The organism is uncultured Arcticibacterium sp. (assembly GCF_964021845.1).
GTDB lineage: Bacteria > Bacteroidota > Bacteroidia > Cytophagales > Spirosomataceae > Arcticibacterium.
In genome coordinates this window covers 180,987-195,870 of record NZ_CAXHZC010000008.1, presented here as the reverse complement: position 1 = coordinate 195,870, position 14,884 = coordinate 180,987, and the positions used below count along the sequence as shown (strand labels likewise).

Annotated in this window: 14 protein-coding genes and 1 tRNA gene; 6 read left to right on the top strand and 9 right to left on the bottom strand. The window is 36.4% G+C overall.

What is annotated here, in order from left to right:
- Positions 1 to 53: 53 nt before the first annotated feature.
- The 3 genes from metK to AADJ06_RS19850 form a co-directional block, all read right to left on the bottom strand.
- On the bottom strand, positions 54 to 1,343 hold the full coding sequence (metK, locus tag AADJ06_RS19860) for a methionine adenosyltransferase (protein WP_341228242.1): 1,290 nt from the start codon (positions 1,341 to 1,343) through the stop codon (positions 54 to 56).
- A gap of 313 nt (positions 1,344 to 1,656) precedes the next feature.
- Positions 1,657 to 2,526 (bottom strand): lipoyl synthase, encoded by an 870-nt coding sequence (lipA, locus tag AADJ06_RS19855; protein ID WP_341228241.1) that lies wholly within the window; start codon positions 2,524 to 2,526, stop codon positions 1,657 to 1,659.
- An 8-nt stretch (positions 2,527 to 2,534) separates the two neighbouring features.
- Positions 2,535 to 3,311: a hypothetical protein gene (locus AADJ06_RS19850; protein WP_341228240.1), complete on the bottom strand. Its 777-nt coding sequence runs from the start codon at positions 3,309 to 3,311 to the stop codon at positions 2,535 to 2,537.
- 95 nt (positions 3,312 to 3,406) lie between these two features.
- On the opposite strand from AADJ06_RS19850, the gene xerD reads away from it, so the two are divergent.
- Positions 3,407 to 4,312: a site-specific tyrosine recombinase XerD gene (gene xerD, locus AADJ06_RS19845; protein WP_341228239.1), complete on the top strand. Its 906-nt coding sequence runs from the start codon at positions 3,407 to 3,409 to the stop codon at positions 4,310 to 4,312.
- Here xerD and AADJ06_RS19840 read toward each other — a convergent pair.
- The 6 genes from AADJ06_RS19840 to AADJ06_RS19815 form a co-directional block, all read right to left on the bottom strand.
- Complete coding sequence (locus AADJ06_RS19840) at positions 4,309 to 5,031, bottom strand: alpha/beta hydrolase (RefSeq protein WP_341228238.1); 723 nt, start codon at positions 5,029 to 5,031, stop codon at positions 4,309 to 4,311. The two genes, xerD and AADJ06_RS19840, sit on opposite strands and share 4 nt — an antisense overlap.
- Positions 5,028 to 5,558, bottom strand: a complete 531-nt coding sequence (locus tag AADJ06_RS19835; protein ID WP_341228237.1) for a hypothetical protein — start codon at positions 5,556 to 5,558, stop codon at positions 5,028 to 5,030. The genes AADJ06_RS19840 and AADJ06_RS19835 overlap by 4 nt, the downstream gene beginning before the upstream one ends.
- Before the next feature lie 83 nt (positions 5,559 to 5,641).
- Positions 5,642 to 6,910, bottom strand: coding sequence for an ATP-dependent Clp protease ATP-binding subunit ClpX (gene clpX / locus AADJ06_RS19830; protein ID WP_341228236.1), 1,269 nt, complete (start codon positions 6,908 to 6,910; stop codon positions 5,642 to 5,644).
- Positions 6,911 to 7,020: 110 nt separating this feature from the next.
- Positions 7,021 to 7,689, bottom strand: a complete 669-nt coding sequence (locus AADJ06_RS19825; RefSeq protein ID WP_341228235.1) for an ATP-dependent Clp protease proteolytic subunit — start codon at positions 7,687 to 7,689, stop codon at positions 7,021 to 7,023.
- A gap of 125 nt (positions 7,690 to 7,814) precedes the next feature.
- Positions 7,815 to 9,161 (bottom strand): trigger factor, encoded by a 1,347-nt coding sequence (locus AADJ06_RS19820; protein WP_341228234.1) that lies wholly within the window; start codon positions 9,159 to 9,161, stop codon positions 7,815 to 7,817.
- A gap of 72 nt (positions 9,162 to 9,233) precedes the next feature.
- Positions 9,234 to 9,315 (bottom strand) — tRNA-Leu (locus tag AADJ06_RS19815).
- 181 nt (positions 9,316 to 9,496) lie between these two features.
- On the opposite strand from AADJ06_RS19815, the gene AADJ06_RS19810 reads away from it, so the two are divergent.
- The 5 genes from AADJ06_RS19810 to AADJ06_RS19790 all read left to right on the top strand — a co-directional run bounded on the left by AADJ06_RS19810 (position 9,497) and on the right by AADJ06_RS19790 (position 14,774).
- Positions 9,497 to 11,752, top strand: a complete 2,256-nt coding sequence (locus tag AADJ06_RS19810) for a RelA/SpoT family protein (RefSeq protein ID WP_341228233.1) — start codon at positions 9,497 to 9,499, stop codon at positions 11,750 to 11,752.
- 38 nt (positions 11,753 to 11,790) lie between these two features.
- Positions 11,791 to 12,324, top strand: a complete 534-nt coding sequence (locus AADJ06_RS19805; RefSeq protein WP_341228232.1) for a hypothetical protein — start codon at positions 11,791 to 11,793, stop codon at positions 12,322 to 12,324.
- A 75-nt stretch (positions 12,325 to 12,399) separates the two neighbouring features.
- Positions 12,400 to 12,864 carry a transcriptional repressor gene (locus AADJ06_RS19800; protein ID WP_341228231.1) on the top strand — a complete coding sequence of 155 codons (465 nt, stop codon included), beginning with the start codon at positions 12,400 to 12,402 and terminating at the stop codon, positions 12,862 to 12,864.
- A gap of 40 nt (positions 12,865 to 12,904) precedes the next feature.
- On the top strand, positions 12,905 to 14,176 hold the full coding sequence (locus tag AADJ06_RS19795; RefSeq protein ID WP_341228230.1) for an adenylosuccinate synthase: 1,272 nt from the start codon (positions 12,905 to 12,907) through the stop codon (positions 14,174 to 14,176).
- Positions 14,177 to 14,183: 7 nt separating this feature from the next.
- The gene (locus AADJ06_RS19790; RefSeq protein ID WP_341228229.1) at positions 14,184 to 14,774 is read left to right on the top strand and encodes a hypothetical protein; all 591 of its coding nucleotides are present in this window, start codon (positions 14,184 to 14,186) and stop codon (positions 14,772 to 14,774) included.
- Positions 14,775 to 14,884: the final 110 nt, after the last annotated feature.

Below are 14,884 nucleotides of genomic sequence, written 5' to 3'. Positions count from 1 at the left end.
AAAACTCATGGTCTATGACCATGAGTTTTTCAAATGACAATATAGCGTCAAACTTATAAACCAAAGGCTGCTTTAACCTGATCTACGTAATCAAGTTTTTCCCAAGTAAATAATTCTACTTCTTTCTCTACGCGTTGACCTGCATTTTCAAAAACCTTTGTCAAGGTCTTAGGCTCACGACCCATGTGACCATAGGCCGCAGTTTCAGAGTAAATTGGATTCCTAAGTTTTAAACGTTGTTCTATAGCATAAGGTCTTAAGTCAAATATTTTTTCAACTTCTCTAGCTATTTGACCATCGTTTAATACTTTACCGTTGGCATCTTTAACATTAGCCGTACCATATGTGTCTAAGAAAACACCACATGGCTTAGCTACGCCAATAGCATAAGAAACCTGAACTAAAACCTCGCTCGCAACACCCGCTGCTACTAAATTTTTAGCAATATGACGAGTGGCATAAGCAGCCGATCTATCTACCTTAGAAGGATCCTTTCCAGAGAAAGCTCCTCCACCATGAGCACCTTTTCCTCCGTAAGTATCTACTATGATTTTTCTACCAGTTAAACCAGTGTCTCCATGAGGGCCACCAATTACAAATTTCCCTGTAGGGTTAATATGATAAAGAATATCATCATTAAATAACGCCTGTAAGCTTGGCTTTAATTTAGCCTTAACTCGAGGAATTACCATATTAATAATATCACTCTTGATTTTGCTAAGCATAGCCTCATCTTCATCAAAATCGTCATGCTGTGTTGAAACAACAATCGTATCAATTCTAACGGGCTGATTATCATCAGAATACTCAATAGTAACCTGCGATTTAGCATCAGGTCTTAAGTATTTAATAGTATCATTCTCTCTTCTAACATCAGCTAATTCCTGAAGAATTTTGTGAGACAAATCTAATGCCAATGGCATATAATTATCCGTTTCGCTCGTGGCATAACCAAACATCATACCCTGGTCACCTGCACCTTGAGCATTTGCTTTATCTTCAAAATTATCAGACGTTTTTCTATCAACCCCTTGATTAATATCAGAAGACTGCTCATGAATAGCTGAAATAACTCCACAAGAGTTACCTTCAAACATATATTCTGCTTTAGTATAGCCTATTTTATTAATAACCTGCCTTGCAATAGACTGAACGTCTAAGTAAGTGTTAGTATTAACTTCCCCTGCCAAAACAACTTGACCTGTAGTTACAAGAGTTTCACAAGCAACCTTTGAGTTTGCATCAAAAGCTAAGAAATGATCTATTAAAGCATCCGAAATTTGGTCTGCTACTTTATCTGGGTGTCCTTCTGAAACGGATTCAGAGGTGAATAAATAAGGCATTTAATTTAAATTTAATTTGGAAAACTACCAATATCAATTCAGTATTCATGCCAAAAAACTAGGCTTCAGACTTCATTTTTCAACACCAAACCGACTGACAACGCAAAAATGCATATTATTTACGAAAAGGAGAAATAGAAGTCATATTTTCTTAATCTAAGAAGCAAGGTAGTTATTTTATCTACCCACACTCCTTTTACTAGATAATTTATAATATACTATATTCTCAATTCAGTTAATTTTATAAAGCAGCCAACATAAAAAAAATGCAGCCCTCAGGGCTGCATTCTAAATATCAAGTCTTTTCCACTTCTTACACATTAACATGCCTTTCAGAATGGTAACTAGAACGAACCAATGGCCCAGATTCTACGTATTTCAAACCTAACTTCAGGCCTTCTTCCTTATACAGAGCAAACATATCGGGATGAATAAATTCAACTACCTCATGATGCATTTTTGTAGGTTGAAGATATTGACCAAGAGTTAAAATATCACAGCCATGTTCTACCAAATGCTCCATTGCAGTCAATACTTCCTCTTTCTTTTCTCCCAAACCCAGCATGATACCAGTTTTAGTACGCTTTCCGTACTCCTTGGTTCTCCTTATTTGCTCTAAACTTCTAGCATACTTTGCCTGAGGCCTAACAGGTCTATAAAGACGCTCCACAGTTTCCATGTTATGAGAAACCACCTCTTGACCACCTGAAATCATTTTATATAGAGCCTCCCAATTACTTTTTGTATCCGGAATAAGTGTTTCAATAGTAGTCTTTGGAGATAGTTCTTTGGTTTTGATAACTGTATCATACCACACTTGTGCTCCTTTATCCTTTAGTTCGTCTCTATTTACAGAGGTAATAACGGCATGCTTCACACCCATTGTTTTAATAGCATCCGCTACTCTTTCTGGCTCTGCAGTATCATACTCTGGAGGTCTTCCTGTAGCTACTGCACAAAAAGTACAGCTTCTAGTACACACATTACCTAAAATCATAAAAGTAGCAGTTCCCTCACCCCAGCACTCGCCCATATTTGGACAGTTACCCGACTGACAGATAGTATGTAGTTTATTCTTGTCTACTACCTCTCTTACTTTTTTATAATTTTCACCAATTGGTAATTTAACACGTAACCAATCTGGCCTTTTGGCTCTTTTTGATTGCTCTGGAGCTTCTGTCATTCCGAGATTTATTTCTTTTTCGATTTCTTACTACCCAAGTACAAAGTTAGGTAAGCAGATGCAAAGGCTCGGGGATTTGTAGAAAGTTTTGAAGAAATAATTTCAGGTCTTCTTCCAAAAAACTCTAACGTAGTACCCAATTCAAAACCTGTCACGTTATCACCAAAAGTACTCATGTCAAAATTTAAGGCCGCTTTAACATGAAGCCCTGGGTTTAACTTAGCATTATTTAAAAAACCCTGCCATATACTAGCGGCTCCAGTTATTTGACTAAGATCTGTATGAATATCAGGATCATAAACTGTGACAATATCCTGTTCTCTATTTGCTCTCCCATACTTTATATAATATGGCTTTTCAATGCCTAAAGAAGGTCCTGCAGCTAAAACCCCACTTAAACCTATACTATTGTCACCATTCTTTTTAAATAAATACCACTCACGCCCATACTCAGGCCTAATAACAAAGAAGTAATTAGTCTTTCCATAAATAAACTTGCTTCCTATGGCGGTAGGGTTTTGATACTCCTTTGGGTGCTTAACATTTACTAACTCTAAAGCTATGTATCTGTGCACAGGTAAGTTACCTCTTTGAGAAACTGGTGTAGAACTTCTAAAAACCAAACCCCCTAATAAGCCCGAATGAGTATTAGTGGTAACACCATATCCCAAAAACTTGGAGTCATCCAAAGCCGATTCCTCAGTGGCTTCAGTTTTCCTTTGACCAAACGCCGTAAAGCTGCTTAGGCAAACAAGAAGTAAAATCTTAAAGTAGCTTTTCCTCATAGGTCTCTAATAGGATAGTAAATATAGATTTTAAAGATAAAAACACCTAAACAAAAAAAAATATCTAAGTTTAGGTCGTGACATATTAACGCACAGTGATAGAAAAAGATTTAAATTCTTGGAAATTTTATCTTAGAGAGTTCAAAGACTATCTAAAACTTGAAAGATCGCTGTCTGAAAACAGCGTTCTGGCTTATGAACGTGATGTTTTAAAACTTCAAAATTACGCTAAATCAAATTCGCCATTAGCTATCACAGATACTGAAATCTCAGGAATCATAACAGAGCTTAACGAAGTTGGTCTTTCTCCCAATAGCCAAAGCCGAATTCTAAGCGGATGGAAAGCGTTTTACAAATTTTTATTACTTGAAGACCACCTTATAACAGATCCTACAGAATTAATTGAAAGCCCAAAGACTACTCGAAAAATCCCTGAGGTTCTTCACTTTCATGAAATTGAGAAATTAATCCGATGTATTGACCACTCTAAAGATGAAGGCACTCGAAATAGAGCAATGATTGAAGTCCTTTATAGCTGCGGCTTGCGTGTTTCAGAACTTATAGAACTTCAAATTAGCAACTGTCATTTTGATGATGGCTTTGTAACAATAACTGGAAAAGGAAATAAAACCAGATTAGTCCCTATTGGCTTAGAAGCCATTAAATATGCTAACATATATCTAGAAACCACCAGAAATCAACTAATCATAAAAGATGGTCATGAAGATTTCTTTTTCCTTAACAGGAGAGGACAAAAACTCTCACGAGTCATGGTTTTTATCATTCTTAAGGACTTAGCCGAAAAAGCAGGCATTAAGAAAAAAGTTTCACCGCATACCTTCCGTCATAGTTTTGCTACACACTTAATAGAGGGTGGAGCAGACTTAAGAGCGGTTCAAGATATGCTTGGTCATGCATCCATAACCACTACAGAAATTTACACACATCTAGACAAAGCCTATTTGAGACAAACCATAGAGCAGTTTCATCCTAGGTCCTAATCAAAGCACACTTCCAAAAAATCTGAAGTAATACCAGCACAGCTATCAGGGCTTTCTTTCATACCTGCATGAGCTACATGAGCCAAAATAAGTACATATGGATTTTGTAACATCCCTACTTGTGTTATGGCATCTTCAAAAGGAATGAACAAATCTTTTTTACCTACAATAAACATGACGGGAACCTTTAGTTTTTTCAACACCTCCGTTCTGTCTGGTCTATTTTTCATAGCCTCTGTAGCCTGAACAAGTGCCTCTTTAGGTAGTTTTTTATTGTCGTCTAATTGTTGACGGATAAAAACACCGTTCTTCCTAACGAAATCTTCATTATACATATTAGGCAAAAAACCTTCTATAAAAGCAGCCGTACCACGTCTGTTAATAAAGGCCATGGTTTTATCTCTATTCTTCTTTTTATCTTCAGAGTCGGCATAAGCTGTAGAGTGAAAAAGGCCTAGTCCAGCCAAATACTCTTTATGTTTTTCAGCATAGGCCAAAGCAATATAACCACCCATAGAATGACCAATCAGCACAAATCTGGTAATCTTACGCTCCTCTATTTCTGTATGCACCCATTGAGCATACTGGTCAATAGTTTGACAGAAAGCGATTTTTGAATAGTCTAAAGAGATAAACTCATAAGTGTCAGGAAGTTTTTTTACAAAACTTTCCCATATGTCTGGATTTTCACCAAAACCATGCAGTAATACTACTTTCATTTTTTCTTCTGAAAAGGATTTCTAATTCTTTGTCTTCTCTTTTTGAAAAGCTTTTTAAGCCCAAAAAATAGAAATAAAATTGATGCCAAACCAAATAAAGCTGCTAAACTCTGTAAATGAACCAATGTCAAAACAATAGCCACACCCAAAAAAAAGGTTCCAATGAATAGATTACTACCTGTTTGACGCCAAAACTTTCGTCTTCTTCTTTTTCTCTTTTCTTTTGCTCTTTGTATTGGGTCTTGCTTTATTACCTCCATTTCAGAAGAAGAAAGGTCTTTAATTTCAGGAATTAGCACGTGCGAATCTTTGACCTTAACAGGAGGAAAATATTTAGGCAAAGCTTTTATTTTGTTCTCAAAGCTTGGTTTTTCTACCTCCATTTTAAACGAGCTTGCTTTAACCTCGTCTTTAAAAGAAATATTAAGTCTTTTGGGTTTTACCTTTTTCTCATACGTTGGGAAAGAATCATATAGAACAGCATAATTTGAGCGACAGCCACACATAAAAAGCAGAAAGGCAAACAAATAAAGAATTTTAGGAAAGCACATAAAAAAAGCGTCAGATAAATGTTACTCTACCCAACGCTTCATTTTAAATTAATGATATACTAGGCCACTAATTTCATTTCATAATAAGAAGAGCCTTCAAATTTTTTCTTTGCATAATCTAATGTTAAAACAAATTCTTTGACATCCTTCTCTGAAGGCAATTCAAACATGGCGTCTGTCAAGATTGCTTCACATATAGAACGTAAACCACGAGCTCCTAATTTAAAAATAACTGCTTGGTCAACTATAAAGTCTAAAGCCTCATCTTCAAAAACAATATTAATATCTTCCATAGCAAAAAGCTTCTTATACTGCTTTACTAAGGAATTTTTAGGCTCTAAAAGAATCTTTTTAAGTGTATCTTTATCTAATGGATTTAAATAAGTCAATAGAGGCAAACGCCCTATCAATTCAGGAATAAGTCCAAAAGACTTTAAATCTTGCTGCGTTACAAAACGAAGCATATTTTCTTTCTCCCAAACAGAATCCAACTTTTTATCGGTAGAAAAACCGATAGGTTGCTTATTAATTCTCTTAGAAATATGTCTATCTATACCGTCAAAAGCACCTCCACAGATAAATAGAATATTCTCCGTGTTAATTTGCTCCATTTTTTGTTCTGGGTGCTTTCTTCCTCCCTGAGGTGGTACACTTACTATAGAACCTTCCAATAGTTTTAATAAACCTTGCTGAACGCCTTCTCCGCTCACATCTCTAGTAATTGATGGATTGTCAGACTTTCTAGCAATTTTATCTAATTCGTCAATATAAACTATACCTCTTTCGGCTAGTTCAATGTTATAATCCGCTGCCTGAAGTAACCTACTTAAAATACTTTCAACATCCTCTCCTACATAACCCGCCTCGGTAAGAACAGTGGCATCAGCAATTGCAAAAGGAACTTGAAGCATTTTTGAAATAGTTCTGGCCAAGAAAGTTTTTCCTGTACCAGTCTCTCCTACCATAATAATGTTTGACTTTTCTATGGTCACATCATCTTTGGCCTTAGGCTGCATCAATCTTTTGTAGTGGTTATACACCGCCACACTAAGTACTTTTTTAGCTTCGTCTTGTCCTATAACATAATCGTCCAAGTATTTTTTAAGCTCCTTCGGAGGTCTTAAATCAAACTTTGGCAACTCAGACTTTTTCTTCTTCTTTTTCTTCTCTCCCTCAAAAGTATTAACTCCAAAAAGTTCTTGCTGAACTAAATCGTTCCCCTGAACTATGCAGTGGTTGCAGATATGCCCCTCCGTTCCTGACAAGAGCAAGTCTACTTCATTTTTTTTGCGTCCGCAAAAAGAGCAAAAGGCCTCTTTATATGCCATTTAAAATATTCGTTTTTTTGCAAAGATACAGTTTTCCCCGCAGTCAAATTAATAAGGCTAGAAACATTCTAAATAGAATTATTCCCAGCCTTTAAAATTACGTTAAATTATTAACGTGTTAAGATTTCATCAATCAAGCCGTATTCTTTAGCTACTTCAGCTTTCATCCAATAATCTCTATCAGAATCTTTCTCAATTTGCTTGAAAGTTTTACCAGTATGATGTGCTAAAATATCATAAAGCTCTTTTCTCAATTCTATTATTTGCTTTACAGATATTTCCATGTCGCTAGACTGCCCTTGAGCTCCACCGCTAGGTTGGTGAATCATTACCCTAGCATGAGGTAATGCAGAGCGTTTCCCGGCGGCTCCGCCTGCCAAAAGCACTGCTCCCATCGAAGCTGCCAATGAAGTGCAGATAGTAGCTACTTCTGGTCTTACATACTGCATAGTATCATACATTCCAAGACCTGCATACACCGAGCCTCCAGGACTGTTGATATACATCAAAATATCTTTTTGAGAATCAACTGATTCTAAGAAAAGCAATTGAGCCACCACAATATTCGCGATTTGGTCATCAATAGCCGTTCCTAAAAAAATTATCCTGTCCATTATCAATCTTGAAAAAACATCTATGGCAGCAAAACGCATAGGACGCTCCTCAATGATATTGGCGGTCATATTGTTCACACTATGTTTTAGGTAATCATCAACAGTATTACCACTTAGCCCTCTATGATGGACTGCATATTTTCTAAATTCTTCTCCGAAATGCATATTATCTTTTTTTTAATCTTTCTTCTACTGTCACAAATAAACAAAAAAGTTATGTAGTGGGTTCGTAAATCAAAAAAAGCCGAAGCTCTCGCTTCGACTTTTCTCTCAATACTATTTTAAACGACTTATGCTACAGCGTCATATTTCGCTTTAGCAATATCATTAAACTCTTCTACTTTAACAGTTTTGCTATTGATAGTTACTTTTTCTCTGGCAAAAGCTACCACAGCCTTACCAAAAGCTTTGTTATAATAGTTTCTGAAAGCTCCATCTTTGTTTTCGTCTAACTGCTTCTTCGCCATCTGCTCTACAAACTCATCCATTCCACCATATCCTTGGTTTCCGAAATAGTTTCTGATTTCAGACTTTACTTCTTCCAAAACATCTGCATATTCAATCTTGATTTCATTTTTCTCCGCTATATCAGCTTTGATTAAATCTAATCTCAAACCTCTTGCAAATGCATCGTAGTCGTTTTCAATTTGCTCTTCAGTAAACTTACCGTCGTTTGCTTGGAACAACCATTTCTTTAAAAATGCGTCTGGTAAATCAATTTTGATACTTTCGTTAAGCGTCTTCTCAATATCAAAATCTAATAAATAAGCTGACTCTCTATTATAGTTTTCTTTGATAATTTCGGTTAAACCTGCTCTAAATTCCTCTTCCGTAGTAGCTTTCCCCTCTCCTAAAGCTTTATCAAAAAGCTCTTGGTTAATTTCTGCTGGAGAAACTCTAGAGATTTTAGTAACCTCATATTCAAAAGTACCTTTTAAAGCAGCTGCTTCTTCATCCGATTTTCCTGTGGCAAAACCTAAATCCTTGTCTGTTTCAAAAAGACTTTGAATATCAAAAGTCAACTTAGAACCTTTCTCAAGACCTAAGAATAATTTTTGAGTATCTTTTTTCAATTTATCTGTAGGTATTCCTGACTGAGCTTCAAATTCAGAAGATTCTTGACGAAGCGTTCCAAATAATAAATCACCTATTTCAGACTCCTCAGGTTCTGAATCAACCCCATTTCTTTTCTGGATATCTACCACTGCTTGGTCAACCTGCTCTTTAGCTGGCTCTATTTCATAACTTTCAATGGCAGGTAACTTTGCTAGATCAACTTCAAAGTCAGAAGCTAAACCAACTTCATATTCAAAAGTATAATCTACATCATTATCCCAATCGATAGTGTAAGACTCATTATCAGGAATAGGATCACCCACTACCTTAAGTTTGTTGTCTTTGATGTAAGTATTAACACCTTCGCTCACTTTATTGATAACCGTATCCACTAAGACACTTTTACCATAAAGCTTCTTAACATAACCAATAGGAACATGACCAGGTCTAAAACCTTTTACATTCGCCGTTTTAGCGTACTCTTTTAGTTTTTTGTCTACATCTGGTTTGTAATCGCCTTCAGCAATAACAATTTTCAAGCGAGCATCCGTAGAAGAAGATTTGTCAAATGTTGTTTCCATTTAAGGAGCTAATTTTTTGGAATAATAATAAATAAAAAAACCCTCTAGCCGGAAAGGTTAGAGGGTTGAATGTACGGGCGGAGGGTTTCGAACCCCCACGCCTTGCGGCACTAGATCCTAAGTCTAGCACGTCTACCAGTTCCGCCACGCCCGCATCCTTTTTGAAATCTTTGTGTTTCAATCGGGCTGCAAAGGTAAAATAGATTTTCAAATTCGCAAACTCTCTCAATAAAAAAAATACAAAATTTATTTCTGGAGTAATCTACTGGTTATATAAACAAGAGATGTCTATTTTTGATTATCATATTATTATGTTTTAAGAAAAAGCTTTCAACGTGGCAAAGGTTAACGAAAAGGAATACTATTCCGAAGCAGAGAAAAAGGAGATTAAGATACGCTACAGGGCTATTCTTAAGGAGGCACAACCTTACTTACAGGGAGACGACAAGGTACAAATCAGAAAGGCCTTTAACATCTCTATGGAGGCTCATAAGGAAATGCGTCGTAAATCTGGAGAACCTTACATTTATCATCCTTTAGAGGTTGCTCTCATATGTATTCAAGAAATTGGTTTAGGACCTACATCCATTATTTGTGCTCTCTTGCATGATGTAGTAGAGGATACGGAACTCACGCTGGACGACATCGAAAAAGACTTTGGACCGAAGGTCAGACGAATTATAGATGGGCTTACTAAAATCGCCGAGAATTTTGAGCAAAGTCAATCTGCCCAAGCGGAGAACTTCAGAAAAATGCTTTTAACACTCTCTGAAGATGTGCGAGTTATATTGATAAAGCTAGCCGACAGGCTACACAATATGCGAACGCTAAAGAGTATGGCCAGAAACTCTCAGCTTAAAATAGCTCACGAAACTATTTACATATATGCCCCATTGGCACACCGTTTAGGCCTTTATCAAATAAAATCTGAATTAGAAGACTTATACCTAAAGTATAATGAGCCTGAAATCTATAAGACGATAGCTCAGAAACTAAAATCTTCAAAGAAAAAAAGGGAGGAGTTCATTGAAACTTTCATGGAGCCTATATCCACGAGGCTAAAAGACTCCAACATTGACTTCTTTATTAAAGGAAGACCAAAACATATTTTTTCCATTGCCAATAAAATAAAAAAGCAAGGAACATCTTTCGAAAATATTTATGACCTTTTTGCCATTAGGATTATACTTAAAGGCATGCCTGTTGAAAAACTAGATAAAGAAAAGGCAGCCTGCTGGCAAGCTTACAGTATTGTAACTGACGAATACAGACCAAACCCAGACCGATTAAAAGATTGGATTTCGACACCACGCTCAAATGGGTACGAATCTTTACACACTACTGTAATGAGTCATACTGGAGCCTGGGTAGAAGTACAAATACGTACAGAGAGAATGGACGATGTGGCAGAAAGAGGCTACGCCGCTCACTGGAAGTACAAAGGAGCAAATACTAACCTTAACAAACCATTAGACCTATGGATTAACCAAGTAAGAGAAACCTTAGAATCTAAGGATAACTCTGCTATGGAGTTCGTGGAAGATTTTCGAGGAAACTTATATAATGAAGAAGTTTTCGCATTCTCTCCTAAGGGTGATCTTAAAGTTTTAAGAAAAGGAGCTACTGTACTTGATTTTGCCTATGAAATCCATACTGAAATTGGAAGTAAATGTACCGCGGGTAAAGTAAATGGGCACCTATTTCCTATTTCCCATGTATTAAGAAATGGAGATCAAGTAGAAATATTGACCACTAAAAATCAAAAACCTTCTGAAGATTGGTTACGATTTGTGGTTACATCAAAAGCCAAAGGCCGAATAAAAGAAGCTCTAAAAGAAGAGAACAAAACTTACATTACTGATGGTAAAGAAATAATAGTTAAAAAACTTAAAATCATGGGGCTAGAAAACACCCTAGAAACCATGAATCAGTTAAGAGCTTATTTCAACAAAAAAGACTACAACGATCTGTATTACTCTTTTGGTAAAGGATATATCCTACCGGATAAACTAAGAAGGTTTAAAGCCGAAAGAGAAGCTCAGGCAAACATCAGACTCAAAAACAACATTGAAGATGATGCTTTTACTAGTGCAAAGAGTTTTGAAAGGGCTATCAAAAAGTCAAAAGGGAATGATTCCCTATTGATTGGTGATGATTTACAAAAACTAGACTACACTTTATCGCAGTGCTGTAATCCAATACCCGGGGATGACGTATTTGGTTTTTTGACTGTGAATGAAGGTATAAAAGTTCACAGAACAAACTGCCCGAATTCACAACAATTACTTTCTTCATATGGCAATAGGGTTATAAAAGCTCAATGGTCTTCACAGGTTGAAAAAGCATATTTAGCTACTATCCAATTAAAAGGAATTGACCGAGTAGGTATGATTCAGGATATTTCGAAAGTAATATCTGAAGAACTTCATATTAATATGAGAGGACTAAACGTAAATACCGAAGATGGCGTTTTTCAAGGAGAAATTAAAGTTTTTGTTTTTGACACAAAGCACATGGAAAAATTAGTTAGAAAACTCTCTAAAATTAGAGACATGGACAAAGTAAGTCGAGTCCGAAATTCTGAAAATTAAATTTTAATGTACTTTTGACAAAAAAAACTGATAGGCTCATGCCCAAAGTACTTTTGCTTGCTTCTTTCATCTTGATTTCAATCACTGGTTTCGGTCAAGAAGAAAAAGCAATATATCTAGACACACTGAGTGCAGTAAGAAATTTCATGCAAACGGATGTTTACAGAAACGGCATCAAGCTAAAAAAAGACAAATTCAGTTTACTGCTTTTAGGGAGCAGCAAATGGTATAAAAAAAACAAAATAGCCAATATCATACTACCTGCCGGTCCAATAGTCTCGGCTACTGGAATTTACTTGGGCTATGATGCGATAAAGGGTGTCCCGATGGTTTATGTAGAAGACGGAGTTGAATACCCCTATGTGGTAAGGAGTCTCCCAAAACTTCTTGGTGGCCTTGCACTTTTCGTTACTGGTCTCTGTTTAGTGGAGTCTGCAAATGAAACTAAAGCCAATGCTGCTAATTGGTATAATCAAAATCTTATAAAAAATCATAAAAAGAAAGAAACCTCTTTTAAACTCAATTTGGGCATTAGTAAATCTGGCGGAGTAGGACTTACCGCTAATTTTTGACAAAAAGGACATGGTTTGCCCATTTAAATAGGTAAATTTGTGGGTAATTTTCTTGAGTGAACATAACGTAAAAAAATGAATCCAAATAATTCAAATTTTGATTCTGCAAAACAAATCTTTCTTGCCTTTTTGGAGAACAAGCAGCTTCGCCGAACTCCGGAACGCTTTGCTATATTGGAAGAAATCTATAGCCGTACCGACCATTTTGATGTAGATGACTTATACATCTCCATGAAAAACAAGAAGTATCAGGTTAGCAGAGCCACCGTTTACAACACCCTTGACCTTTTAGTAGAATGTGACTTAGTTACCAAACACCAGTTTGGTAAAAACTTGGCTCAGTACGAAAAAGCTTTTGGTTCAAGACAACACGACCACCTTATTTGCTTAGACTGCCATAAAGTAGAAGAGTTCTGTGACCCGAGAATCCAGAATATTCAAACAATGGTAGGTAGTGCTTTAAAGTTTGACGTGATGCATCATTCCTTAATATTCTATGGCAACTGCAAAAAGGAAAATTGCGAAAACAAAACAGTTTAAAAAGAAATCAAAATAAATTTTAGTGTCTTAGATTTTTAGTATGGTAGATATATTATTGGGGTTACAGTGGGGTGACGAAGGAAAAGGAAAAATAGTAGACGTATTGGCTCCTAACTATAAAGTAGTTGCCAGATTTCAAGGTGGGCCTAATGCAGGTCACACATTAGAGTTTGATGGAATAAAGCACGTTTTACATCAAATCCCTTCTGGAGTTTTTAGAAAAGACTGTAACAACATCATTGGAAATGGTGTAGTATTAGACCCTGTTATTTTCAAAAAAGAAATCAGTAGTCTTACAGAGAAATTTGCGATGGATTTGACTCAAAATCTGATCATCTCTACCAAAGCTTCTATCATTATTCCCACGCACAGGTTATTAGATGCAGCTCAGGAAAAAGCAAAGGGTCAAAATAAAATAGGCTCAACTTTAAAAGGAATTGGCCCTACATATACCGACAAAGTAGGTCGTCATGGTCTTAGAGTAGGCGATATTTTATCTCCTTCTTTTAAGGCTAAATATAATAAGCTTGTTGATAAGCATAAACAACAATTAAGCTTCTTGGAGTTTGAGGTGGAAGGCTTAGAAGAAGCTGAAAAAACATTCTTTGAAGCTTGCGAGTTTTTACAAACTTTCAAAATCACAGAAACAGAATACACAGTAAATAAACACCTAGAAGAAGGTGAAAAAGTACTGGCAGAAGGAGCTCAAGGCTCTCTTCTAGATGTTGACTTTGGTTCGTATCCATTTGTAACCAGTTCTTCTACCACTGCTTCGGGCGTTTGTGCTGGATTGGGTGTAGCTCCTGGGAAAATTGGCGAAGTATATGGTATTTTCAAAGCATACTGTACAAGAGTAGGAAGTGGGCCTTTCCCTACCGAACTAGAAGATGCTACAGGTGAATTAATGCGTAAAGAAGGTAATGAGTTTGGTGCTACCACAGGTCGTCCTAGAAGATGTGGCTGGTTGGATATTCCTGCTCTTAAATATACCGTAATGCTTAACGGTGTTACGCAACTGGTTATGATGAAAGCTGACGTATTAAATATATTCAAGGAACTGGAAGTATGCGTGGGTTATAAATTAGCAGATGGAACAGTAACCGAGCAAATGCCGTTTGACCTTTGTGACGAAACGGTAACTCCGGTTTATGAAACGGTAAAAGGTTGGGATTGTTCTTTAGAAGGTATCACGGATTTTGACAAATTACCTCAAGAGCTTAAGGACTACGTAAAATACATTGAAGATAAAGTAGGTGTAAGTATCACTTACGTATCTACCAGTCCTGACAGAACTGCAACTATAAAAAGATAAGCTTTCAATGGACAAAAATCTGGCTAATTATCTTTTCCATAACGAAACACTCTACTTCAATACGAGTATTTCTGAAAAGGAGAACACAGATATAGAGCCAGTAAAAGTTGGACAGAAAACTCAGGTTAATAGTACAATAAAGGAAAAGGTTGAGGTGGCAACGCCTCAACCTCAACCTCAACCTCATAAAGAAGTCAAGACTCCAGAAGTAAATTCGGAGGAAGCAATACCTTTTAAAATGAGTACGCCATACTTGGTAGTACTGAAAGGAATTACCGCAGAGGAAAGAGAGTTTTTAGTTAAAGTACTCATGGCTCTTAATATGTCATTAGCCAAAGTAGACCTACTGGATACTGTAAAATATAACAATCCAGATTTTAAAGAGATTATTTACAATAATAGTATTCGGTCAATCTTGTTTTTAGGAGAAGAGGCTGGTGGTGATTTCTTACCAAAACTTAGGCTATCCCCTTATACCATTAAGGAGATAAAGAATATTAACTTTCTGCATACAGCTAACCTCAGAGACATTAGTCTTAACAAAAACAACGAGAAGAGGATGCTTTGGGAAAACCTCAAAAGTCTTTACGGAAACTAGCATTCGCTAATTCTTCAAAAAAAACTCACTCCCATTTTTTCATAATTCACTCCAAGAAATTGGCTATTCGTCGGAAAGGCCTGTTGTTGCACGCACTTTTAGCCCAGTTT

Excerpts from the sequence above, each read along its gene's own strand:
- AADJ06_RS19795 (WP_341228230.1), top strand. The coding sequence starts at position 12,905 with ATGGTAGATATATTATTGGGGTTACAGTGGGGTGACGAAGGAAAAGGA.
- AADJ06_RS19805 (WP_341228232.1), top strand. The coding sequence starts at position 11,791 with ATGCCCAAAGTACTTTTGCTTGCTTCTTTCATCTTGATTTCAATCACT.
- AADJ06_RS19825 (WP_341228235.1), bottom strand. The coding sequence starts at position 7,689 with ATGCATTTCGGAGAAGAATTTAGAAAATATGCAGTCCATCATAGAGGG.
- metK (WP_341228242.1), bottom strand. The coding sequence starts at position 1,343 with ATGCCTTATTTATTCACCTCTGAATCCGTTTCAGAAGGACACCCAGAT.
- clpX (WP_341228236.1), bottom strand. The coding sequence starts at position 6,910 with ATGGCATATAAAGAGGCCTTTTGCTCTTTTTGCGGACGCAAAAAAAAT.
- AADJ06_RS19850 (WP_341228240.1), bottom strand. The coding sequence starts at position 3,311 with ATGAGGAAAAGCTACTTTAAGATTTTACTTCTTGTTTGCCTAAGCAGC.
- AADJ06_RS19840 (WP_341228238.1), bottom strand. The coding sequence starts at position 5,031 with ATGAAAGTAGTATTACTGCATGGTTTTGGTGAAAATCCAGACATATGG.
- lipA (WP_341228241.1), bottom strand. The coding sequence starts at position 2,526 with ATGACAGAAGCTCCAGAGCAATCAAAAAGAGCCAAAAGGCCAGATTGG.
- AADJ06_RS19800 (WP_341228231.1), top strand. The coding sequence starts at position 12,400 with ATGAATCCAAATAATTCAAATTTTGATTCTGCAAAACAAATCTTTCTT.
- AADJ06_RS19820 (WP_341228234.1), bottom strand. The coding sequence starts at position 9,161 with ATGGAAACAACATTTGACAAATCTTCTTCTACGGATGCTCGCTTGAAA.
- AADJ06_RS19790 (WP_341228229.1), top strand. The coding sequence starts at position 14,184 with ATGGACAAAAATCTGGCTAATTATCTTTTCCATAACGAAACACTCTAC.